20 protein-coding genes and 2 pseudogenes are annotated in these 21,758 nt (G+C 70.1%); 11 read left to right on the top strand and 11 right to left on the bottom strand.

Features of this window, described 5'->3' with window-relative positions; genetic code table 11:
• Nucleotides 1–96: 96 nt before the first annotated feature.
• Entirely contained in the window at nt 97–1,764 is a 1,668-nt protein-coding gene (locus AAW14_RS08440; RefSeq protein ID WP_265561529.1) for a fumarate hydratase, read from the bottom strand.
• A 197-nt stretch (nt 1,765–1,961) separates the two neighbouring features.
• Here AAW14_RS08440 and AAW14_RS08445 point away from each other — a divergent pair, with 197 nt between their 5' ends.
• Both AAW14_RS08445 and AAW14_RS08450 read left to right on the top strand, forming a co-directional pair.
• Entirely contained in the window at nt 1,962–2,666 is a 705-nt protein-coding gene (locus AAW14_RS08445; protein WP_265561530.1) for a DUF1707 SHOCT-like domain-containing protein, read from the top strand.
• A 163-nt stretch (nt 2,667–2,829) separates the two neighbouring features.
• The gene (locus tag AAW14_RS08450; RefSeq protein ID WP_265561531.1) at nt 2,830–3,201 is read left to right on the top strand and encodes a WhiB family transcriptional regulator; all 372 of its coding nucleotides are present in this window, start codon (nt 2,830–2,832) and stop codon (nt 3,199–3,201) included.
• A 59-nt stretch (nt 3,202–3,260) separates the two neighbouring features.
• On the opposite strand, the gene glpX is transcribed toward AAW14_RS08450, so the two are convergent.
• Nucleotides 3,261–4,295, bottom strand: a complete 1,035-nt coding sequence (gene glpX / locus AAW14_RS08455; protein WP_265561533.1) for a class II fructose-bisphosphatase — start codon at nt 4,293–4,295, stop codon at nt 3,261–3,263.
• A 127-nt stretch (nt 4,296–4,422) separates the two neighbouring features.
• On the opposite strand from glpX, the gene AAW14_RS08460 reads away from it, so the two are divergent.
• The gene (locus AAW14_RS08460; RefSeq protein WP_265561534.1) at nt 4,423–4,944 is read left to right on the top strand and encodes a DUF4245 domain-containing protein; all 522 of its coding nucleotides are present in this window, start codon (nt 4,423–4,425) and stop codon (nt 4,942–4,944) included.
• A 15-nt stretch (nt 4,945–4,959) separates the two neighbouring features.
• Here AAW14_RS08460 and AAW14_RS08465 read toward each other — a convergent pair whose 3' ends face one another.
• Nucleotides 4,960–5,211 (bottom strand): exodeoxyribonuclease VII small subunit, encoded by a 252-nt coding sequence (locus AAW14_RS08465; protein ID WP_265561536.1) that lies wholly within the window; start codon nt 5,209–5,211, stop codon nt 4,960–4,962.
• A 9-nt stretch (nt 5,212–5,220) separates the two neighbouring features.
• Nucleotides 5,221–6,429, bottom strand: a complete 1,209-nt coding sequence (xseA, locus tag AAW14_RS08470; RefSeq protein ID WP_265561538.1) for an exodeoxyribonuclease VII large subunit — start codon at nt 6,427–6,429, stop codon at nt 5,221–5,223.
• A 236-nt stretch (nt 6,430–6,665) separates the two neighbouring features.
• Between xseA and AAW14_RS08475 the strand changes: the two genes are divergently transcribed.
• A complete protein-coding gene (locus AAW14_RS08475; protein WP_265561540.1) occupies nt 6,666–7,661 on the top strand; it encodes a 4-hydroxy-3-methylbut-2-enyl diphosphate reductase in 996 nt (331 codons plus the stop codon).
• Nucleotides 7,662–7,766: 105 nt separating this feature from the next.
• Complete coding sequence (gene ppgK, locus AAW14_RS08480; RefSeq protein WP_265561542.1) at nt 7,767–8,513, top strand: polyphosphate--glucose phosphotransferase; 747 nt, start codon at nt 7,767–7,769, stop codon at nt 8,511–8,513.
• 29 nt (nt 8,514–8,542) lie between these two features.
• On the opposite strand, the gene AAW14_RS08485 is transcribed toward ppgK, so the two are convergent.
• On the bottom strand, nt 8,543–9,190 hold the full coding sequence (locus tag AAW14_RS08485; RefSeq protein ID WP_265561544.1) for a DUF6542 domain-containing protein: 648 nt from the start codon (nt 9,188–9,190) through the stop codon (nt 8,543–8,545).
• A gap of 200 nt (nt 9,191–9,390) precedes the next feature.
• On the opposite strand from AAW14_RS08485, the gene ychF reads away from it, so the two are divergent.
• The 4 genes and pseudogenes from ychF to AAW14_RS08505 all read left to right on the top strand — a co-directional run.
• Nucleotides 9,391–10,479 carry a redox-regulated ATPase YchF gene (gene ychF / locus AAW14_RS08490; protein WP_265561546.1) on the top strand — a complete coding sequence of 363 codons (1,089 nt, stop codon included), beginning with the start codon at nt 9,391–9,393 and terminating at the stop codon, nt 10,477–10,479.
• A gap of 383 nt (nt 10,480–10,862) precedes the next feature.
• The gene (locus AAW14_RS08495) at nt 10,863–11,114 is read left to right on the top strand and encodes a hypothetical protein (RefSeq protein ID WP_265561548.1); all 252 of its coding nucleotides are present in this window, start codon (nt 10,863–10,865) and stop codon (nt 11,112–11,114) included.
• Between the two features lie 10 nt (nt 11,115–11,124).
• Nucleotides 11,125–12,312, top strand: a complete 1,188-nt coding sequence (locus AAW14_RS08500; protein ID WP_265561550.1) for a flotillin family protein — start codon at nt 11,125–11,127, stop codon at nt 12,310–12,312.
• Between the two features lie 154 nt (nt 12,313–12,466).
• Nucleotides 12,467–12,714 (top strand): annotated as a pseudogene (locus AAW14_RS08505) (DUF488 family protein); the annotation flags it as partial.
• A gap of 85 nt (nt 12,715–12,799) precedes the next feature.
• Here the strand turns inward: AAW14_RS08505 and AAW14_RS08510 are convergent.
• Nucleotides 12,800–14,035, bottom strand: a complete 1,236-nt coding sequence (locus AAW14_RS08510) for a PP2C family protein-serine/threonine phosphatase (protein WP_265561552.1) — start codon at nt 14,033–14,035, stop codon at nt 12,800–12,802.
• Nucleotides 14,036–14,366: 331 nt separating this feature from the next.
• Here AAW14_RS08510 and AAW14_RS08515 point away from each other — a divergent pair, with 331 nt between their 5' ends.
• On the top strand, nt 14,367–17,159 hold the full coding sequence (locus AAW14_RS08515) for a SpoIIE family protein phosphatase (RefSeq protein ID WP_416223273.1): 2,793 nt from the start codon (nt 14,367–14,369) through the stop codon (nt 17,157–17,159).
• A 471-nt stretch (nt 17,160–17,630) separates the two neighbouring features.
• A complete protein-coding gene (locus AAW14_RS08520; protein WP_416223274.1) occupies nt 17,631–18,770 on the top strand; it encodes an ABC transporter substrate-binding protein in 1,140 nt (379 codons plus the stop codon).
• A 4-nt stretch (nt 18,771–18,774) separates the two neighbouring features.
• Here AAW14_RS08520 and AAW14_RS08525 read toward each other — a convergent pair whose 3' ends face one another.
• The 5 genes and pseudogenes from AAW14_RS08525 to AAW14_RS08545 form a co-directional block, all read right to left on the bottom strand.
• Nucleotides 18,775–19,149 carry a DUF488 domain-containing protein gene (locus AAW14_RS08525; RefSeq protein WP_265561986.1) on the bottom strand — a complete coding sequence of 125 codons (375 nt, stop codon included), beginning with the start codon at nt 19,147–19,149 and terminating at the stop codon, nt 18,775–18,777.
• Between the two features lie 204 nt (nt 19,150–19,353).
• Nucleotides 19,354–19,790: pseudogene (locus AAW14_RS08530) on the bottom strand (hypothetical protein).
• Nucleotides 19,791–19,832: 42 nt separating this feature from the next.
• Nucleotides 19,833–20,255 carry a nuclear transport factor 2 family protein gene (locus tag AAW14_RS08535; protein ID WP_265561556.1) on the bottom strand — a complete coding sequence of 141 codons (423 nt, stop codon included), beginning with the start codon at nt 20,253–20,255 and terminating at the stop codon, nt 19,833–19,835.
• Nucleotides 20,256–20,442: 187 nt separating this feature from the next.
• A complete protein-coding gene (locus AAW14_RS08540; RefSeq protein WP_265561558.1) occupies nt 20,443–20,937 on the bottom strand; it encodes a MarR family winged helix-turn-helix transcriptional regulator in 495 nt (164 codons plus the stop codon).
• 85 nt (nt 20,938–21,022) lie between these two features.
• Nucleotides 21,023–21,748 (bottom strand): Pr6Pr family membrane protein, encoded by a 726-nt coding sequence (locus AAW14_RS08545; protein WP_265561561.1) that lies wholly within the window; start codon nt 21,746–21,748, stop codon nt 21,023–21,025.
• Nucleotides 21,749–21,758 lie beyond the last annotated feature (10 nt).

Raw genomic sequence — 21,758 nt, forward strand, 5'->3', positions numbered from 1 at the left:
GGGATGTTCCGCGGGGCGGGCCGAATGGGGGACGGGCCCCGGGGAGGGCCGGGCAGGCGCGGCGGGGCGAGGAACGCTCCCGCCACGCCCGGCGGCTTACGCCAGTCCCGGACCCCGCACCGGAATCGACGTGAACGTCGGCTGCGGAGCCGGGTCCTGGAAGAAGTCGTTGCCCTTGTCGTCCACCACGATGAACGCCGGGAAGTCCTCGACCTCGATCTTCCAGACGGCCTCCATGCCGAGCTCCTCGTACTCGACGACCTCGACCTTCTTGATGCAGTCCTGGGCGAGGCGGGCCGCGGGGCCGCCGATGGAGCCCAGGTAGAAGCCGCCGTGCGACGCGCACGCGTCCGTGACCTGCTTGCTCCGGTTGCCCTTCGCCAGCATCACCTTCGAGCCGCCCGCCGCCTGGAACTGCTCGACGTAGGAGTCCATGCGGCCGGCCGTCGTCGGGCCGAAGGACCCGGACGCGTAGCCCTCGGGGGTCTTGGCGGGGCCGGCGTAGTAGACCGGGTGGTCCTTCAGGTACTGCGGCATCTCCTCCCCCGCGTCCAGCCGCTCCTTGATCTTGGCGTGCGCAATGTCACGAGCCACGACCAGCGGCCCGGACAGCGAAAGCCGCGTCTTCACCGGGTACTTGGTCAGCTCGGCGAGGATGTCGTCCATCGGCTGGTTCAGGTCGATGCGGACGACGGCGCCCTCCTGCTCCAGGTGCTCGTCGGTCGTCTCCGGCAGGAACCGGGCCGGGTCCGTCTCGAGCTGCTCCAGGAACACGCCCTCGGCGGTGATCTTCGCGACCGCCTGCCGGTCGGCCGAGCAGGACACCGCGATCGCCACCGGGCAGGACGCGCCGTGCCGCGGGAGGCGGACCACTCGGACGTCGTGGCAGAAGTACTTGCCGCCGAACTGGGCGCCGATGCCGATCTTCTGCGTCAGCTCGAAGACCTTCTCCTCAAGCTCCTTGTCCCGGAAGCCGTGGCCCAGCTCGGAGCCCTCGGAGGGCAGCTCGTCCAGGTAGTGCGCGGAGGCGTACTTGGCGGTCTTCAGCGCGTACTCGGCGCTGGTGCCGCCGACGACGATCGCCAGGTGGTACGGCGGGCAGGCGGCCGTACCCAGCGAACGGATCTTCTCCTCCAGGAACTTCATCATGGAGGCCTCGTTCAGGACGGCCTTCGTCTCCTGGTAGAGGAACGACTTGTTGGCGCTGCCGCCGCCCTTCGCCATGAACAGGAACTTGTAGGCGCCGCCGTCCGTCGCGTACAGCTCGATCTGCGCCGGCAGGTTCGAGCCGGTGTTCTTCTCCTCCCACATGGTGAGCGGAGCCATCTGCGAGTACCGCAGGTTCAGCTTCGTGTACGCGTCGTAGATGCCACGCGAAAGGGCCTTCTCGTCCCCGCCCTCGGTGAGGACGTTCTGTCCGCGCTTGCCCATCACGATCGCTGTACCGGTGTCCTGGCACATGGGCAGGACGCCGGCGGCGGCGATGTTCGCGTTCTTCAGCAGGTCCAGGGCCACGAACTTGTCGTTCGCGGACGCCTCCGGGTCGTCGATGATGCGGCGCAGCTGGGCCAGGTGCGCGGGGCGCAGGTAGTGCTGGATGTCGTGGATGGCCTCCTCGGCCAGTTTGCGCAGCGCCTCCGGCTCGACCTTGAGGAAAGTCCGCCCGTCGGCCTCGAAGGTGGAGACGCCTTCGGAGGTCACCAGCCGGTACGGGGTGGTGTCCTCTCCCGTGGGGAGCAGATCGGTGTACGCGAACTCAGGCATGTCGCCCATTCCTCACTCATCAGACAGCGGCTGGCCTCCGTTGGCAGCGTCCACCAGCGTAGAACCTGGCGCTGACGGCGGGCTTGTGAGGTAGGGCTCATTGGGGCGGGGCGGCGCTCACCCGGCCGGCGGCCGGGTTTTCCACAGGTCGCGACGAGGGGTAGTCGCGATCTATCGCGTTTGGGTACGCTGCTGTCGTGGACCTTCAGAAGAGCCCCGCCCCGACGGGCCGACAGCCCGTGCCCCCGGCAGAGCTGCGCTGCTCCGACGCCGACCGCGACCGCATCGCCGACCTCCTGCGCGACGCCCTGGCCGAGGGCCGTCTCACCGCGGAGGAGCACGCCGAGCGCGTCGAGGGCGTGCTGAGCGCCAAGACGGTCGGCGAGCTGGACCGGTTCGTCCGCGACCTGCCCGCGGCCAACCCGCGCCGCACCACCTCGGCGTATGCCCCTCCGTCGAGTCGCCCCGCCCCGGTCTCGGCGCCCGTGGAGCCGGACGAGCACGTGGTGGCGGTCTTCAGCAGCGCCATGCGCAGGGGCCGCTGGCGTCCCGGCCGCCATATGCGTGCGTATGCGATCTTCGGCACTGTCGAGATCGACCTGAGCGAGGCGATATTCGAGTACCAGCAGGTCGTGATCAAGGCGATCTCGGTCTTCGGCACCGTGGACATCCGCGTCCCGGAGAACGTCACGCTGCACGGCACCGGTGGCGGTGTGCTCGGCACGTTCGAGGTGAGTCCGCTGGACTCCGGCGACCAGGACGCTCCGGTCGTCCACGTGGACGGACTGGCCGTTCTCGGGACGGTCGATGCACGGCCGAAGCGGGGCAAGACGGTCACGGACATCCTCGATCGGGTATCGGACAAGGTGGACAGGGCTTTGCGCAAACACCTGGACCGTTGACGCTTGTGAATCCGGTCGCGTGCGCAGTGAACCGGACATGTTGCGGGGGTATGAACACCCCCTGGGCTTCCAGCGGTTGGGAACTCAGTGCATAGGCGCGCGTACAGCGGGTAGGCCTTGCTGCATCGTCTCTCGCTCGCGAAGCCGTCGTCAGGAGTAGACCGTGCTGCAACCGCCGCATTCGTCCCTGCAGTTCGCTGAGGTTCCGCACCAGCGGGTGTCAGCGCGCGACAGGGATCAGGACGCCCCCTGGCACACGGAGGCGGTGTGCCGGCGTGACGAGGCCGGCCTGTTCTTCGCCCCCTCCAAGGAACCCACCGCGGCCCGGCTGTCCCGCGAGGAGGCGGCCAAGCGGGTCTGTGCGCGCTGTCCGGTGATGGTCGAGTGCCGGGAGCACGCGCTGTTGCAGCCCGAGCCGTACGGGGTGTGGGGCGGGCTCACCGCGGCCGAGCGCCGTGTGGTGCTGGCGCGGCGCCGCCGCCGCGACCTGGAGCTCAAGAAGGCCGCACGGGGGACGATAGCCGCGGCCGGCTGACGAGGCCTACGACAAAGGGCGCGCTCTCCGCACAGAGCGCGCCCTCTTGTGAGGCCCTGCTACTTGGCGCGGTCGAAGTCGATCGCGCTGTACGCGCGCAGCTTGCTCAGCCGGTGCACCGAGTCGATCCGGCGGACCGTGCCGGACTTCGAGCGCATGACGATCGAGTCGGTGTTCGCGGTCTCGGAGCGGTAGCGCACGCCGCGCAGCAGCTCGCCGTCGGTGATGCCGGTGGCGACGAAGAAGACGTTCTCGCCGGAGACCAGGTCGTCGGTTGTCAGTACCCGGTCGAGGTCATGGCCAGCGTCGATGGCCCGCTGCCGCTCCTCGTCGTCCTTGGGCCAGAGCTTGCCCTGGATGGTGCCGCCCAGGCACTTCACGGCGCAGGCCGAGATGATGCCCTCGGGCGTGCCGCCGATGCCGAGCAGCAGGTCGATGCCGGTGCCCTCGCGCAGCGCCAGGATGGAGCCGGCGACATCGCCGTCAGAGATCAGCTTGATGCGCGCACCGGTCTCCCGTACCTCCTTGATGATGCCCTCGTGGCGCGGCCGGTCGAGGATGACGACGGTGACGTCCTCGGGAGTGGAGTGCTTGGCCTTCGCGACGCGGCGGATGTTCACCGAGACGGGCGCGTTGATGTCGACGAAGTCCGCGGCCTCGGGGCCCGTGACCAGCTTGTCCATGTAGAAGACGGCGGAAGGGTCGAACATCGTGCCCCGGTCGGCGGCGGCCAGCACCGCGATCGCGTTCGGCATGCCCTTCGCGGTGAGCGTGGTGCCGTCGATCGGGTCGACCGCGATGTCGCACTCCGGGCCGCTCCCGTCGCCGACCCGCTCCCCGTTGAAGAGCATCGGGGCTTCGTCCTTCTCCCCTTCGCCGATGACGACGATGCCGTTCATCGAGACGGTGGAGACGAGGGTCCGCATGGCGCGTACGGCGGCTCCGTCGGCGCCGTTCTTGTCGCCGCGGCCGACCCAGCGGCCTGCGGCCATGGCGGCGGCCTCGGTGACCCGGACGAGTTCGAGGGCGAGGTTGCGGTCCGGAGCCTCGGAGGGAACTTCGAGCTCGGACGGCAGATGATGATTCTCGGTCATCGGAGCGCACCTTTCTGATACGACGACGGCCGGATGAGGGTGATGCGGAAGACTCTATCGTTCAGCAGACAAAATGAGCAGGGGGCCCCACGGATGAGCAGACCCCTGCACCTGCGACGATAGGGGCGTGGCAGGTACGAATGGCAAGCAGAAGACGGTTCGGGACATGCTCCTCTCCCTGGCCCTCATCGGGTTGATGGCGGGCGTCGTCTACCTCTTCATTCCGCACGACGACCACACTCCCGACCTCAAGCGGGTCGATTACAGTGTCGAGCTGCTCACGGCACGCCGCGCGGCGACCTACCCGGTGGCGGCACCCGCAGGCCTGCCCGACAGCTGGAAGGCCACCTCGGTGCGTTACCAGGGTGACCACTTCGACTCCTGGCACCTCGGCTTCCAGGACCCCAAGGGCCAGTACGTGGCGATCGAGCAGTCGACTCAGAAGGCGTCCACGTTCATCGAGGACGCCAGCCAGGGCGCGCAGGAGACCACCGTCACCCAGACCATCGGCGGCCGGACCTGGCAGCGCTACACGGGCGGCCGGTACGACGCGCTCGTGCTCAAGGCCAAGGGCTCCACGACCGTGGTGACGGGAACGGCGTCGTTCACCCAGCTGGCGACGATGGCGGAGGCGCTGAAGACGCGCTGACGGAGCGGCGAGGGGTCACCCCCCGCCCTCGGCGCCCTCCGCACGCCCGGCGCCCTCCTGCTGTTCCTTCTCGGCCAGCGCCGCGTCGAGCCGCTTGCGGGCGCCCTCCAGCCAGGTGCGGCACACCTTGGCCAGCGTCTCCCCCCGCTCCCACAGCGCCAGGGACTCCTCGAGCGTCGTGCCTCCGGCCTCCAGACGCCGTACGACCTCGATCAACTCGTCGCGGGCCTGCTCGTACCCGAGTGCCTCGTCCGTCTTGCTGCTCATGCGCCCACCCTAGATCTCGGCCCGGACCGTGAATTCACCCTCGGCTACCCGGGCCCGCAGCGCCTCGCCCGTCGCCACCTCCTCCGGCGACCGCACGACGTGGCCGTCCGGCCTCTGCAGCACCGCGTATCCGCGCTGCAGCGTCGCGGCCGGGGAGAGGGCCACCACGCGCGCGTGCGTGTGCGTCAGTTCCGAATCGGCGCGGTCGAGCAGATGCCGGAGCGTGCGCCGGCTGCGGTCCACCAGCGAGGCGACCAGGTCCTCCCGCTCGTCGATCATGCGGTGCGGATCCTCCATCGAGGGCCGCGCCAGGGCGTGCGCCAGACCCCGCTCCTCGCGCTCGACGAACGCCAGCACGCACCGCCGCGCCCGGTCCCGCAGCGCCTGCACCCGCTGCAGCTCCTCGCCGACGTCCGGCACGACCTTCTTGGCGGCGTCGGTCGGGGTGGAGGCGCGCAGATCGGCGACATGGTCGAGCAGGGGATTGTCCGGCTCGTGCCCGATGGCCGACACGACGGGCGTGCGACAGGCCGCCACCGCGCGGACGAGCTGCTCGTCGGAGAACGGCAGCAGGTCCTCCACACTGCCGCCGCCGCGCGCCACGACGATCACGTCCACGTCGTCGAGCGCGTCCAGCTCCTTCACCGCCTGCACCACCTGGGGCACGGCGTGCACACCCTGCACGGCGACGTTGCGCACCTCGAAGCGGACGGCGGGCCAGCGGTGCCGCGCGTTCTCCAGCACGTCCCGCTCGGCCGCCGAGGCCCGGCCGCAGACCAGCCCGATGAGCTGCGGCAGGAAGGGCAGCGGCTTCTTGCGCTCGGGCGCGAACAGTCCCTCGGCGGCAAGGGACTTCTTCAGCTGCTCGAGCCGTGCGAGCAGTTCGCCGACGCCGACCGGCCGTATCTCGGCGGCGCGCAGCGAGAGCTGTCCCCTGGGGGCGTACCACTCGGGCTTGGCGTGGACGACCACACGGGCGCCCTCGCTCACCACGTCGGCGACGGCGTCGAACACCTGGCGGTAGCAGGTGACGCCGACGGAGATGTCGTACGACGGATCGCGCAGAGTCAGGAAGACGACACCGGCGCCGGGCCGCCGCGACAGCTGAGTGATCTGCCCCTCGACCCACACGGCGCCGAGCCGGTCGATCCACCCCCCGATGAGCCGCGACACCTCACCGACGGGAAGCGGTGACTCCGCGGACGTGTTGACAGCCATGCGCCCGAGCGTAACGGCCACGACCGACAACGCCGGTCGTCCCGGCCGTCCCGGGCCGCGCCGCCGTCCCGGGCTCGCTCCGGTCCCGTTGCCCTGCCACCCCACCGCGGGCCGGACCGTCCCCACCACTCGTGCCGCCCCCGCCGCCCCGACGATCACCGCTCTTCCGCTTCGTCACCCGGTCTCCCCAAGGAGGCGATCTCCGGCGTCCCGGGCGCGGCCTTACGATGGTGCGCATGACCGCTTCGCCTGGCCGCCGTGTTCTGCTCGCCGCCCCCCGGGGCTACTGCGCGGGCGTCGACCGTGCCGTGATCGCCGTCGAGAAGGCCCTGGAGCAGTACGGGGCCCCGATCTACGTCCGCCACGAGATCGTCCACAACAAGTACGTCGTGCAGACCCTGGAGAAGAAGGGCGCGGTCTTCGTCGAGCAGACGGAGGAGGTGCCACCGGGCAACATCGTCATGTTCTCCGCGCACGGCGTGGCGCCCACGGTCCACGAGGAGGCCGAAAGCGGCCGGCTCGCCACCATCGACGCCACCTGCCCGCTGGTCACCAAGGTCCACAAGGAAGCGGTGCGCTTCGCCAAGGAGGACTTCGACATCCTCCTGATCGGACACGAGGGCCACGAAGAGGTCATCGGCACGTCCGGTGAGGCCCCGGACCACATTCAGCTCGTCGACGGCCCCGAGGACGTCGCGAAGGTCGAGGTGCGCGACCCCTCCAAGGTGGTCTGGCTTTCCCAGACCACCCTCTCGGTGGACGAGACCATGGAGACGGTCGACGCCCTCAAGGAGAAGTTCCCCCAGCTGATCTCCCCGCCCAGCGACGACATCTGCTACGCCACGCAGAACCGTCAGCTCGCGGTGAAGCAGATGGGCGCCGAGGCGGACCTGGTCATCGTGGTCGGCTCCCGCAACTCCTCCAACTCCAAGCGTCTGGTCGAGGTCGCCAAACTCGCAGGCGCGCGCGAGGCCTACCTCGTGGACTTCGCCGACGAGATCGAGGAGGCGTGGCTGGAGGGCGTGTCGACCATTGGTGTGACCTCGGGTGCCTCCGTGCCGGAGGTGCTGGTCGAACAGGTCCTGGAGCGAGTCGCGCAGTACGGCTTCGAGGACGTGGAAATCGTCAGGGCGGCCGAGGAGTCCATCACCTTCTCGCTCCCCAAGGAACTCCGCCGCGACCTGCGCGCCGAGGCCGCGGCACGCGTGGCGGAGCGCACCGAAGAGAACTGACGACGCGGCCGTCGTACGGTGACCGGGACCGGGCCGAGGTGATGGCTCCGGCGGTCGTACGGCGCCGGGAAGTGGCTGTCGGCCCCAAGACGTACCGTGGTGCCCATGCAGATCTTCGGCGTGGACATCGGCGGATCCGGAATCAAGGGTGCTCCCGTGGACCTGGACCGGGGCGACCTGACGGAGGAGCGCTTCAAGGTGCTCACCCCGCATCCGGCGACGCCCGACGGCGTGGCCGACGGAGTCAAGGAGGTCGTCGGCCACTTCGGCTGGACGGGCCCGGTCGGCATCACGTTCCCCGGTGTGGTCACCGGCGGCTCCACGATCCGCACCGCGGCGAACGTCGACAAGAGCTGGGTCGACAAGGACGCGCGCGCCCTTTTCAGCGAGCGGCTCGACGGGCTCCCGGTGACCGTGCTGAACGACGCGGACGCGGCGGGCGTGGCCGAGATGCGGTTCGGCGCGGGCCGTGACCGCGGCGGCACGGTCCTCGTACTCACGTTCGGCACGGGTATCGGCAGCGCGCTGTTCGTCGACGGCGTGCTCGTTCCGAACACGGAGCTGGGCCATCTGGAGCTGAACGGCCACGACGCCGAGAAGCGCGCGTCCACGAAGGCCAAGGAGGACCAGCAGCTCACGTGGGAGCACTGGGCCCGCCGGGTGCAGAAGTACCTCGCCCATGTGGAGATGCTGTTCTCCCCGGAGCTGTACATCATCGGCGGCGGCGTCAGCCGCAAGGCCGCCAAGTTCCTCCCGCACATCGAGGGCATCAGGGCCGAGATCGTCCCGGCCCAGCTGCAGAACAACGCGGGGATCGTGGGAGCGGCGATGAGCGCGGCCAAGGGGGAGTGACGGCGCGCGGCCTTCGCGGACCGGGGTGGTCAGGCCGTCCGGCGGCGTTGTGCGGCCCGGCGGCGCATCATCCGCACCCTGCGCACGGTAGCGATGACGCCCGCGACGAGCGTCCCGCCGTACAGCCAGCCCGCCTGCGTGGCGAGGCCGGTGACCAGTCCCACCATCTGCCCGCCGAGGCCGCCGTCGCCCTCCGCCACGGTCAGCAGACCGACGGCGAAGGCGATCGGCACCACCACGGGCGCGGCCACCAGATCACCGCGCCGCACCCACAGGGCGGTCAGCGCGGCCACGGGCAGGAACAGCACGCCGTACACCGTGAGGGACTCGAACAGCAGCCGGTCAAGACAGCCCAGCGCCACCATGACGGCCGCGCAGAACAGCCCGCCGCCCAGGCCGGTCAGCCGGGGGCCGGGCAGGCGCCGCAGCGACTGGACGACGGGTGCGGCGCCCGGTCGGGCGGCCGGACGCCCGGTGACGACGCCGCCCGCCCGGCCTGACGGCCGTGCGGCGGCGGTGCCTCCCCGTGGCTCGGGCCTGCCGGGAGCGCCGGACGGGGATGGCCGGGCGCTGGCACCGGCCCGTACGGGTACGGCTGCGCCCCGCCGGCCCTGCGGGGGAAGGGGCGCACCACGTCGCGGTGCGTGTTGCGGGGGTCGCGTGCTGTGTTGCTCCACTGGACCAACTTAGGTCGGTTTATGTGCGGAATGAGGGCTCAGACACGCCGTTGACGACTACTTGGCCAAGCGTTCGATACGGCGCCGGGGTGTGGACAGGTACGCCGTAGACTGGTGGATCGGCCCGCACACACTCCTGACGGACCCGGGCCCACACCGCCCAGTCCAGTCCTCCAACCTCACGTACGGGAAGTCGCAACGTGTCGCTCACGATCGGAATCGTCGGTCTGCCCAATGTCGGCAAGTCGACCCTGTTCAACGCCCTGACCAAGAACGACGTGCTGGCGGCCAACTACCCGTTCGCCACGATCGAGCCGAACGTCGGTGTCGTGGGCGTCCCCGACGCCCGTCTCGCCAGACTGGCCGGGATCTTCAAGTCGGAGCGCACCCTCCCGGCGACCGTTGACTTCGTCGACATCGCGGGCATCGTGCGCGGCGCCAGCGAGGGCGAGGGCCTCGGCAACAAGTTCCTCGCGAACATCCGTGAGTCGGACGCGATCTGCCAGGTCATCCGCGCCTTCAAGGACGAGAACGTCGTGCACGTGGACGGCAAGGTCTCGCCGAAGGGCGACATCGAGACGATCAACACCGAGCTGATCCTCGCGGACCTGCAGACGATCGAGAAGGTCCTGCCGAGGCTCCAGAAGGAATCCCGCATCAAGAAGGACGTCGCCCCGAAGGTGAAGGCCGTCGAGGAGGCGAAGGAGATCCTGGAGAAGGGCGACACGCTGTTCTCCCACGGCATCGTCCAGGGCACCGAGCGCGCGGCGCTCCTGCACGACCTGCACCTGCTCACCACGAAGCCGTTCCTGTACGTCTTCAACGTCGACGAGGACGAGCTGATGGACGACGCCTTCAAGGACGAGCAGCGCACGCTGGTCGCCCCTGCCGAGGCGATCTTCCTCAACGCCAAGCTGGAGGCGGACCTCGCCGAACTGGAGGAGGACGAGGCCCTCGAACTCCTCCAGTCGGTCGGCCAGAACGAGCCCGGCCTCACGACGCTGGCCCGGGTCGGATTCAACACCCTGGGCCTGCAGACCTACCTCACGGCTGGTCCCAAGGAGTCCCGCGCCTGGACGATCAAGAAGGGCGCCACCGCCCCCGAGGCGGCCGGTGTGATCCACACCGACTTCCAGAAGGGCTTCATCAAGGCCGAGGTCATCTCCTTCGAGGACCTGGTGGAGGCGGGGTCGGTCACCGAGGCCCGCGCCAAGGGCAAGGCCCGCATGGAGGGCAAGGACTATGTGATGCAGGACGGGGACGTGGTGGAGTTCCGCTTCAACGTGTGAGCGGTCGACCCAACACCACGTCGCCGATCCGGCATACATACAGATCAGAGGGGCCGGGCTGTCAAGAGCCCGGCCCCTTCGTCGATCCCGTGCCGGCTCGGTGCTGGATTTCCTCACCCGCCGGGGGCGCTCGGGCGTCGTAGACAGTGCCTGCGCCGCCTACGGGCGGGCGACTCGGCAGGCCGGACCGCGAGTCCAGGTACCCGGTCCGCTCGCGGGCCGGTGGCGGCTGCTGAGCGGGACCCGGGCGCGCTGTGTGGCGGATCCCTCCCTGCTTGCCCGGGCGCGTGCACCGGGGCAGGGCCCGACCGGGGTGTGGGCGCCTGTCAAGGGTGGGTCTAAGGTCGGAACCAAGGGACCAGAACGATGGGAGGCAGTCGGCGATGGCACAGGACGAGGCCGTGATCGGCTGCACGGGGGCACTGCTCATCGGCACGCGTGGATCCGCCGGTCCCGGCGAGATCCTGGTGCAGGTCAGAGGCGGTTCCGAGACCTTCCTCGCCTGGTCGCAAGAGCCCCTGCCAACCGGGGCCACAGTGCTCGTGATCGATTCCCGTGGATGCCGTGAAGTGGACGTCATCGAGTGGAGCGATCCGTTGGACACGTTGCGCGGCGATGCCGCCGACGCCGGCTAAGGAGTAGAGGATGTTCGGTTACCGCGTTCCCGCCCCCGACGAGGCGATGCTGATCTCGGGAGGGCGGCGGGGCCTGGGGGGCGCGCCGTTCCGGGTGGTGACGGGGCACGGCAAGTTCGTGCTCCCCGTCTTCCGCAAGGTCCGTTTCCTCACCCTGTCGATGTGCGAGTCCGAGGTCACCGAGACCTGCGTGACCAGGCAGGGAATCGCGCTGCACGTCCGCGCCGTGATCGCGTTCAAGGTCGGCAACGACACGGAGAGCATCATCAACGCCGGGCAGCGGTTCCTCTCCGACCAGGAGCAGATGTCCGTTCTGACCGGCCGGATCTTCGCCGGCCATCTGCGCGCCATCATCGGCTCGATGACGGTCGAGGAGATCGTCACCGAGCGGCAGAAGCTCGCCGCCGAGGTGCTGGACACGTCGAAGACCGAGATGGCGAAGATCGGCCTGATCGTGGACTCGCTGCAGATCCAGTCGATCGACGACGGCGACACCGGCTACATCGACGCGATGTCCGCGCCGCACAAGGCGGCCATCCAGCGGCAGGCCCAGATCGCCCAGGCCCAGGCCAACCAGGCCGCGGCCGAGGCGGAGCAGGACGCGGCCCGCAAGCAGGCCGAGTACGCGCGGCAGACCGCCGTGGTGAAGGCCGAGTACTCGGCCGAGGTGGACCGTGCCCAGGCGCACGCCGCCCAGGCCGGACCGCTCGCCCAGGCGCACGCCCAGCAGGAAGTGCTCGCCGCCCAGACCGAGTTGGCGCAGCGCCAGGCCAAACTGCGGCAGCAACAGCTGGTGGCCGAGGTCGTGAAGCCCGCGGAGGCCGAGGCGGAGCGGGTCAGGATCCTCGCGATCGCCGAGGCGGAGCGCATGAAGATCCAGGCGGAGGCCGCGGCCTCGCACGACCGGGTCGCCCTGGACCGGATGCTGATCGACCAGCTCCCGCAGATCGTGAAGGAGGCCGCGGGGGGCCTCTCCGGTGCCAACGTCAACGTCCTGAACGGCGCGGACGGTCTCGGCGAGATCGCGGCCGGCCTGGTCGCCCAGGGCCTGACGATCCTGGACTCGGTCCGCCAGAACCTCAACGGCCAGAACAGCCAGAACGGCCAGACCACCGGCGGCCGCCCCGAGCAGGGAAACGGCCGGCTCGAACTGCGGGCTCCGCGGACGACGGAGCAGGACACCGGCGAGGTGAAGTAGCCGGCCTCGGCTGCCGTGCGACGCTCGGTGGGCAGTGCTTCGGCCATCGCCGCCCCGGGAAGACCTCCGGTCGGCGGGGCCGGGGCGTGCGAGGCTTTCCCGTGGTGCGAGGAGCCCCCCGCTGCAGGCGACTGCGTAACTACGGATACGCATGCGCGACCCGCGGTTCACCGCGGCGATGGACGACCTCCTGCGGCACGCCGAGGACATACGGACCGCCGTGATGTGCGCCGAGACGCTGTGGTGGCGCTGCCACCGGCGGATCATCGCGCCGACTTCGCGGTCCTCGCCCGCCGTACTCCGGTGCTGCACCTGGCCCATGACGGACGGTCAACCGAACATCGGCCCACGCCCGGCGCCCGACTGAGGGATGACGGCCTCCTGGTGTACGACCGGCACTGAACACGTCCTCGGGCAGTACCCCGCCGACCGGTGGGTGACGAGACGCTCTTCGACGCACTCGGCCTGCCCGTGCCTCGGGGAGGCGCTACAGCCGGACGACGACCAGGGCGATGTCGTCGCGGGCGCCGGCGGTGACGTCCAGGTGGACCAGCAGCGCATCGGCGAGCTGCTCGACCGGGAGGGTGCTGTGCTCGCCCAGTGCGTCGGTCAGGCGGGCCAGGCTGGCATCGATGTCTTCGTCACGGCGTTCGATGAGCCCGTCGGTGTAGAGCACGAGGGTGTCCCCTGGTCTGTAGGGCAGTCCGGCCTGGGGGCGGGGGACATGATCCGGGCGAGCGCCCAGCGGCGGGTCGGTGGCCTGGTCCAGCAGTTCGCAGCTTCCGTCGGGGTGGGCCAGCACCGGCGGAGGGTGGCCCGCGATGCTGTAGATGATCAGAAGGCTGCGGGGGTCGATGAGGACCTTGGCCACCGTGGCGGCCAGCGCTCCTTCGACCGACCGGGAATACAGGCCCAGCACCTCCAGGGCCTGTGCCGGGCTGGGGACGGCTCGGATGGCCGCGCTCAGGGCGCTGCGGAGCATGCCCATGACCGCGGCGGCCTGCAGGCCGTGGCCGACGACGTCCCCGATGGCGATGGAGTAGCGGTAGGGCGGCAGGTCGACCACGTCGTACCAGTCGCCGCAGATATTGAGCGACCCGGCGGCGGGCAGGTAGCGCACGGCGATGTCCTGGTGCCGGGCCAGGTCGGGAGAGCGCAGCATGGCTTCCTGCAGGGTGACGGCGACCTGGCGCTCGTTGGCGTGAGCCTGGCGCAGCTCCTCGTTCAGCCGGTGCAACTGGCGCGCCCGGGCATACAGTTCGGCCTCCACCCCCTTCTCCCGCTCGCTGAGCGGTCCGCGAGTCCGAGCGGCACGGCGCGAGCTGACGAACGCCGTGACATCGTCAACCTGCTCGATGATCCACCGCACGGTGCCCTCCGAGTCCAGGATGGGGGTGCGGATCGCCGTCCACCACCGCTCCTCGAACTCACCCGGCCGGTCGGCGACGGGAATGTCGTACCGCTGCAGTACCACCGTCTCCGCCTCTCCGGAGGCCCTGACCCGCTGCAGCGAGTCCCTGAAACTGCGCCCCCCGTCGGGAGCCGCCGGATGCTCCGGGAAGGCATCGAAGAGGTACCGCCCGACCAGGTCCTCCCTGACCCGCCCCGTGACCTTCATGTAGGCGTCGTTGACGTCGCAGATCACCAGCTCCGCATCCAGCACCAGGTACGGACTGGGCGTGGCGGCGAAAAACGCGCTGAAATCGATATCCGGTGTCGTCACGCGCGATCCTGCCGATCTTGCGAACGCGACCGTTTGCAGCCCTGAACCACGAGACCCGACCAACCCCGGCCTACGAGAACCAACCTACGAGATACCCGCCGTGTATGCGCCCGGAGGGCCGCCTGCCTGGATGCGGCGGCGGAAGAGGGAGGCCTGGGCTCTGCCAGTACGGCCTTCTCCCGTCCCCGTGGTGAGGGCGCGGGCTCCGTGACCTTCCGCCCATTCACTGGTGCAGGGCTCCGCCCGCCCCGCCTCGTGGTTGGTGACCCAGAAACGATAGAAATGGTATATGCGCCGATTCTCGGGTCGATCCGGGCGTTGGGTGTCCGATATGGGCAGAAGGATCCATGGTCCCGGTCGGCATCCTCGTCGGGGGAAGGAGCGCGGTCGGCCTCGGGAAGGAGAGCCGCCGCCGCTGCCGCGTCGCCTGCGCTCCCTGCTGAACGTGCGCAGTCTCGCCGGTCAGGTCTTTCTCCTGCAGCTGGCGGTCGTGGTGCTGCTCGTCGCCGCCGCCCTGGTGGCTCTCGTCGTGCAGGCTCGACGGGACACCATGGCGGACGCACGGCACCGGACGCTTGCCGCGGCACAGACCTTCGCGCACTCCCCGGGGATCGTCGCCGCGCTGAACAGCCCCGACCCCACCGCGGTGCTGCAGCCGCACGCCGAGGCGGCCCGGAAGGCCGCGGGCGTCGACGCCATCATCGTGTACAGGCTGGATGGGATCACCCTCACCCACAGCGACCCGAGGCAGATCGGGAAACACGTCATCGGACCCTACGCGGAGGCGGCGGCCGGCAAGCCGTTCACCAGGACCTTCCAAGGGTCCCTGGGACCCTCCGTGATCTCCGCGGTCCCCGTGAAGGCTCCCGACGGTTCGGTTGTCGCCATCGTCTCCTCCCCCGTCAGGGTCGAGAAGGTGCAGCACAGGGTGAACCAGCAGCTGCGGGTGCTGTTCGGCGGAGCTGCCGGGGCCCTGCTCATCGCGGCAGCCGGGTCGGGCCTGGTGAGCCGCCGGTTGCAGCGGCAGACCCATGGCCTGGGCCCGGCCGAGATGACCCGGATGTACGAGCACCACGACGCGGTCCTGCACGCCGTGCGGGAAGGAGTGCTGATCATCGACGGTGATGGCCGGCTACTGCTGGTCAACGACGAGGCACGGCGGCTGCTGGACCTGCCGGCGGACGCGGAGCGGCGCCACCTCACCGATCTCGGACTGGACGAGGGCCTCGCCGAGCTGCTGTCCTCCGACCGCCTGGCCACTGACGAGGTGTACCTGGCGGCCGACCGTCTCCTTGCGGTCAACAAGCGGCTCATCGCCCCTCACGGACCGGCCGGCAGCGTGGTGACGCTGCGGGACACCACCGAACTGCGCGCTCTGTCCGGCCGGGCCGAGGGAGCGCGCGAACGACTGCAACTGCTGTACGACGCCGGAGTACGGATCGGCACCACGCTCGATGTGAAGCGCACCGCCGAGGAACTGGCGGAGGTGTCGGTGCCCCGGTTCGCCGATGTCGTCACCGTCGAGCTGCTGGACCCGGTCCTGCGCGGTGAGGAGTCCTCCGCCGCGACCACCGAACTGCGCCGTACCGCGATCGCGGGTGTCGACGGGGACCAGCTCTTCTATCCCGTCGGCGAGCTGATCCCGTTCCTCGCCACCCACCCCGTCTCGACGGGCATGGCCGACAGCCGGTCGGTCCTGGTGAGGGACCTGAGCACCTCCGAAGGCTGGCTCGCCCAGAATCCCGAAGGTGCCCGGCGGATCCTCGAGCACGGCATCCACTCCATGCTCGTGGTCCCGCTGCGGGCCCGCGGGGTGGTGCTGGGAATGGCGGACTTCTGGCGGGCGAGCGACTCCCCGTCGTTCGAGGACGAGGACGTGTCCTTCGCCGAGGAGCTGGCCGCCCGGGCGGCGGTGTGCATCGACAACGCCCGCCGCTACACCCGCGAACACACCATGGCCGTCACGCTGCAACACAGCCTGCTGCCACGCGGGCTCCCCGAGCGGGCCGCCCTTGAGGTGGCCTACCGCTACCTGCCGGCCCAGGCCGGGGTGGGCGGGGACTGGTTCGACGTCATCCCGCTGTCCGGCGCCCGGGTGGCGCTGGCGGTCGGTGATGTCGTCGGCCACGGCCTGCACGCCGCGGCGACCATGGGGCGGCTGCGTACCGCAGTTCACAACTTCTCGGGACTGGACATGCCGCCGGAGGAGCTGCTGGGCCGGCTGGACGAACTGGTGGACCAGATCGACGCCGAAGAGGCCACCGTCGGGGAGGACGGGCAGGGGATCGCCGGGGCGACCTGCCAGTACGCCGTCTACGATCCCACCTCCGGGCGGCTGGTCATCGCCACCGCGGGCCATCCGGGGCCGGCCGTGGTCCATCCCGACGGGACCGTGGGCTTCCCCACGGTGCCCGTCTCCCCGCCACTGGGGCTGGGCGCCGGCATGCCCTTCGAGTGTGCCGAGCTGACCGTGCCCGAGGGTTCCCGGCTGGTGCTCTACACCAACGGCCTGATCGAGGACCGAGGCCGCGACCTGGACGCCGGCCTGGAGGCTCTGCGCCGTGCTCTGGCCGGGCCCTATCGCACCCCGGAGGCCACGTGCGCGGCCGTGATGGAGGCCATGCTGCCCGCCCAGCCCAAGGACGACATCGTGCTGCTGGTGGCCCACACCCGCCGACTCGACCCCGCGCAGATCGCCGAGTGGCACGTGCCCCGCGACCCGGCGGAGGTGGCCCCGGTGCGTGCCGCCTGCGCCCGTCGGCTCACGGAGTGGGGCCTGGAGCAGATCGCCTTCACCGTCGAACTCATCCTCAGCGAGCTGATCACCAACGCCATCCGCTACGGCGCCGAGCCCATCACGGTCCGGCTGCTGCGCGACCGCGCCCTGATCTGCGAGGTCTCCGACGGCAGCAGCACCTCACCGCGGCTGCGCCGGGCGAACGTCACCGACGAGGGCGGGCGCGGGCTCTTCCTGGTCGCCCAGTTCGCCGAACGCTGGGGCACCCGCTACACGCCCAACGGCAAAGTCATCTGGACGGAGCAACCCCTCCACGCCGACGCCACGCCGGAGGGGGAAGAGCTCGGCGAGATCCTGCTCGGCCAGTGGGACGACACCGCACTGTGAGGGGGTCGCGCACGCCGCCCGAGCTGGTAGCGGCCGCCCGGCGTGCCGCACCGGCGAGACCCGGGCCCGGGCACACGATGGCCGCGGTTCCGCCGTGGGACGACGCCGGTCGCCGACTTCCCCGGTGGGATTCCGCCATCGATGCAGCCGGGTACTCTGGCCTCGATGACCACTTCGTCGACGCAGTAGACCTGGGAGGCCAGGGGGCACGGCGCAGGACTCGTCGCTTCGGACCGCTCGGTGCTGTCGGCGGTCGGCCGGACCGCGTGGGCGCAGGCTGGAGTGCCGCGGCCCGCGGGCTACCGGACCACGGACGCGCCGCGCAGGCCATCGCGCGGTGACCATGGCGGCCCGCACCCCGGCACGGCGCGGGGCAGCACGGCGGCACCGTTCGTTGGCTCCGATGACCCGACGTTCCCCGCAACAACAGGTGACAACCCTCGTCCCACATCCCCACCTTCTGGAGCCGTCGTGACCGCACCCAGTGCCCGAGCAGCGGCCGTCTTCGGCTGCTGCGCCCTCGTGGCACTGGGCCTGAGTGCCTGCGAGAACACACCGACCGCCGGACCCCGGAAGCCGTCGGTGGCCACCTCGGCTCAGAACGCGGGCGGCATGGGCGCGCTGATCGCCGCAGCGAAAAAGGAGGGCAGGCTCACGACGATCGGGCTCCCGCGTGACTGGGCCGACTACGGCGGCCTGATCGACGGCTTCGAGAAGAAGTACGGGATCAGGGTCACGGTTGCCGAACCGCTGGCCCACAGCAAGGACGAGATCGACGCCTTGAGGAAGAGCGGGAAGCGGCCGGGTGCCCCGGACGTGATCGATGTTGGCGATACGTTCGCGCGAACAGCGGCGGAGCAGAACTTGCTCGCGCCGTACAAGGTAGCCGCGTACGACTCGATCCCCGGCAGTCAGAAGGACCCGGGGGCCCGGTGGTACAACAACTACGGGGGTTACATCTCCATCGGCTGCGAGGCCAACCGGGTCAAGCCCTGTCCCGAGACCTTCGCCGATCTGCTGAAGCCCGGCTACAAGGGCAAGGTCGCGCTCGAGGGCAACCCGACCAAGTCGGAAACCGCCTTCTCCAGCGTCTACGCGGCCGCGCTGGCGAACAACGGGTCGTTCGACGACATCCAGCCCGGTCTCGACTTCTTCGGCGAGCTCAAGAAGAACGGCAACTTCAACCCTCTGGAGTCCAGCGCCGCAGCCGTCGAGGACGGCCGGACGCCGATCAGCATCAACTGGGACTACGTCAACCTCGGCTACGCCGACCAGTTCCGCAGCAAGGGCGTGAACCTGCAGGTCGCGATCCCCTTCGACGGCAGCTTCGCCCAGTACTACGCGCAGGCGATCAACAAGAACGCCCCGCACCCGGCCGCTGCCCGGCTGTGGGAGGAGTACCTCTTCAGCCCAGAGGGCCAGAACCTCCGGCTCAACGGCTACGCCCGCCCGGTGCTCATGGACGCCATGAGGACGGACGGCACCCTCAACGAGACCTCCGCCGCACGGCTGCCGACGGTCGAGGGAACGCCTCAGTTCCCGACGGACGCGCAAGTGGAGAAGGCCAAGGCGACGGTGGCCCGGGGCTGGGCGAAGGCCGTCTCCGGCTGACGCCTCAGGCCGACGCGCGGCCGGCGCCCGACAGCAGATCGGCCAGGACGGCGGCCTGGCTGTGGTCGGCGTCGCGGGTCGCGGTAAGGAGAGTGACCCGGCCGTGACGAGCGAGTTCGTCGAGTTCGCGCAGCGCCTGCTCGTGGTCGGGGTCGCTCAGTTCGGCGAGATAGCGCCTGCGGAACTCCGGGTAGCGGTCCGGATCGTGGGCGTACCAGCGGCGCAGCTCGGTCGACGGGGCGACGTCGCGCAGCCAGGCGTCCAGGTGGGCGTCGTCCTTGCGCAGCCCGCGCGGCCAGATCCGGTCCACCAGTGCCCGCGCGCCGTCCTCGGGCGAGGCTTCCTCGTAGACACGGCGATATCTGACGTCCTTGGCCATGGCCATGATGTCCTCCAGGGCCCCATCTGTGCCGTCGGCCGCCCGGTTTCCGGCCGGCAGCCTCACAGGTACGGCTACCGTGAAAGCGGGTGGGCCATTCCTGCAGCCGAGGCTTTCTCCTCGAGCCCTCAGGCCGCGCAGGTACGGACCGCCGTGATGTGCGCCAGACGGTGTGGTGGCGCCGCCACCGGCGGATCGGGCGGCTCACCCGGCCAGGACGGCGCAGCCCAGCGCGAGCAGGGACAGAACTTTCACGATCTCCAGGGCGACGTAGTACAGATGGGCGCGAGAGCGCCGCAGCGCGGGGTCCTCGCCTGCGAGGACGGCGTCGGAGCGCCGGTTGAGACGCGGACGGACGACTGCGAGCTGCAGGACCAGTACGGCCGCGGCGATCACTCCGGCCGTGACAACGGCCGCGGAGGGGGTGCCGATGGCGACAGAGCGCCGGTCACGACGATGGCGAGGAAGACCTCGACGAGGTTGAGCGCGCGGAAGACGATCCGGCCGATGCCGAGTCCGACGCGGATCGTCACCCCCGGGGCCCGGAACTTCAACGGCGCCTCCAGAAAGGAGATCGCCAGTACCATCCCGAGCCAGACGAAGGTGACGGCGCTGGCCATGGCCGCCGACGTCGTGTTCATTGCCGCTGTATCTCTCCTGTTCTGGCCCAGCGTCCATGGACGTCACATGGGCGAAGCGTGTCCAAGGCCCGGGATCACCGACCCGTGAGCGGCGGCGAGGGCGTGAGTGCGTTCGGTGTAGTCGCGAATGCGGATGACCTGGTCGTGACAGAGATGAAAGACCCGGTAGTACAGAGCCGGCCGCCCGTCTGCGGTACCGGCCATGGCGGGATCGGTGATCTGCAGCGCCAGGACGACGACGGTGGGGAAGGTGAAGGTCTCCTCGGTACGCACACGCACGCCCTGGTCATGACGGTCCTGATACCAGCGGAGGACTTCGGCCCGGCCGTGGCGCGGGGGTTCGCCGGGTCCGGCGCCGACCCACAGCACCCGGGGATGGAGCAGCGCCTCCAGAAGCCGGGCGTCCGCGGTGTGCAGGGCATCGCGCAGGTCGGAGGCGATGGAACGGGGGGTGCGAGACGGCATGCTGGGCTCCTCGGCACTGACTCGGGGCGGTTTCGAGTACGGGCGGCCATACCCGCGGCGGCACCCGAGACCAGCAGCGTCTTGCGCTCGCCGGCGGTCAGGTGCGAGGTCGCGGGCGACGGGCGCAGCATCCGCGGACGCACACCGAAGTCGCCCACGTGCGTGGCGCCGGGCGCCGTCGCGCGCGTCACAGCGGCACCGGGCCAGGAAGCTCGGCCGCGTACGCGTCACCCACGACCGAGTGGAAGTCCATGAGTGCACGGGCAGCCCCTGCCCGCACGGCGGGGTCGATCCGCGACAGGATCCGCGCCAGTTCCTCGTGCCGCCACTGGAGCACCCGGGCGACCAGCATCCGACCACGATCGCTGAGCTCCAGCGTGACCACACTGCGATGGTGCGGATCGCTGCCGCGCAGCACATGCCCCGATGCGGCGAGGCGGTCCGCCAGACGCGTAATGGAGGAGGCGCCCAGACCCAGCGCCTGCGCAACCCTCGACGACGGGCAGCGACCCAGGTCACGCAGCGCCAGCAACAGCCGCATCTGAGGCAGGGACACTCCCTCACCTGCCTCGTCCAGGCTGTGCAGCGCGACGCCGATCAGATCCCGCGTGGCTGTCTGGAACGCCCGGATCTCCTCGTCGCTCGGGCCGACGTCCGGTCCATGGGCCACCGCTTCCCGCATGTCCCTAAGTATTGCACAAAGCAACACTTGCTTCTGCGTAGAGAAAGCCTCAGCCGGCCGCTGTCGTCCTGTGCCGATGCGCCCGTTATACCGATGCGCCCGCCGCCGGGGCCTCTTCAGGCTCCGGCCGCGCGCCGGCGGCGACCGTGGAGGCGGCAGGCGGCCCGTACCTGCGGTCCAGGGTGACGAGGCCGAGGCCCAGCAGATAGAAGGCACCCGCCAGGAAGACGCAGTTGACGCTCACCTGCCCGTACCCCGAAGCCGCGACGTCCAGGAAGGGGTACGGGTAGCGCGTACCGGTGGTCACCACGGCGCCCCGGACCAGAGCGAAGACCAGATACGCCAGCGGATAGGCGAGCCACAGCGCTGCGTGGCGCCGGTGCAGCGCACCCCTGGGGCCGAAGAACCGCCAGTCCAGCAGGGCCATCAGCGGCGTCACCACGTGCAGCAGGACGCTGTGCCACGTGTAGTGCGATTCCTTCTGCTGCTGGTAGAAGGGGCTGACCGGGTTGGCGAGCAGCAGGTTGAAGACCGTGCCCGTGATCACGATGTAGAGCGTCACCGCCCCCTTGATCGCTGCCAGGAAGGCCCCTTCGGGGCCCGCGCCCCGCACCGTACGCATGACCAGCGCCGCGAAGAACACCGTCAGAAGCAGATTGCTCTGGACCGTGAAGTAGATCCAGAAGTCGGCGGGGCCGGGGCTCGCGAGGCTTTCGGCCGTCGTGCCGGCCAGCCCCAGCGCGCCGACGAGGCACAGCGTCGACCGAAAGGCTATGAGTCGCGCACGGTTCGGTCTGAGGTCTGGTGCCATGGCTGCTCCG

The organism is Streptomyces hygroscopicus, assembly GCF_026168105.1.
Lineage (GTDB): Bacteria > Actinomycetota > Actinomycetes > Streptomycetales > Streptomycetaceae > Streptomyces > Streptomyces hygroscopicus_D.

Bases quoted from the DNA above. Each gene is read 5' to 3' on its own strand.
- xseA (WP_265561538.1), bottom strand. From the start codon at position 6,429: ATGGCTGTCAACACGTCCGCGGAGTCACCGCTTCCCGTCGGTGAGGTG.
- AAW14_RS08525 (WP_265561986.1), bottom strand. From the start codon at position 19,149: ATGGCCAAGGACGTCAGATATCGCCGTGTCTACGAGGAAGCCTCGCCC.
- glpX (WP_265561533.1), bottom strand. From the start codon at position 4,295: ATGACCGAGAATCATCATCTGCCGTCCGAGCTCGAAGTTCCCTCCGAG.
- AAW14_RS08545 (WP_265561561.1), bottom strand. From the start codon at position 21,748: ATGGCACCAGACCTCAGACCGAACCGTGCGCGACTCATAGCCTTTCGG.
- AAW14_RS08495 (WP_265561548.1), top strand. From the start codon at position 10,863: ATGGCACAGGACGAGGCCGTGATCGGCTGCACGGGGGCACTGCTCATC.
- AAW14_RS08475 (WP_265561540.1), top strand. From the start codon at position 6,666: ATGACCGCTTCGCCTGGCCGCCGTGTTCTGCTCGCCGCCCCCCGGGGC.
- AAW14_RS08500 (WP_265561550.1), top strand. From the start codon at position 11,125: ATGTTCGGTTACCGCGTTCCCGCCCCCGACGAGGCGATGCTGATCTCG.
- AAW14_RS08535 (WP_265561556.1), bottom strand. From the start codon at position 20,255: ATGCCGTCTCGCACCCCCCGTTCCATCGCCTCCGACCTGCGCGATGCC.
- AAW14_RS08440 (WP_265561529.1), bottom strand. From the start codon at position 1,764: ATGCCTGAGTTCGCGTACACCGATCTGCTCCCCACGGGAGAGGACACC.
- ppgK (WP_265561542.1), top strand. From the start codon at position 7,767: ATGCAGATCTTCGGCGTGGACATCGGCGGATCCGGAATCAAGGGTGCT.
- AAW14_RS08515 (WP_416223273.1), top strand. From the start codon at position 14,367: ATGGGCAGAAGGATCCATGGTCCCGGTCGGCATCCTCGTCGGGGGAAG.
- AAW14_RS08465 (WP_265561536.1), bottom strand. From the start codon at position 5,211: ATGAGCAGCAAGACGGACGAGGCACTCGGGTACGAGCAGGCCCGCGAC.
- AAW14_RS08540 (WP_265561558.1), bottom strand. From the start codon at position 20,937: ATGCGGGAAGCGGTGGCCCATGGACCGGACGTCGGCCCGAGCGACGAG.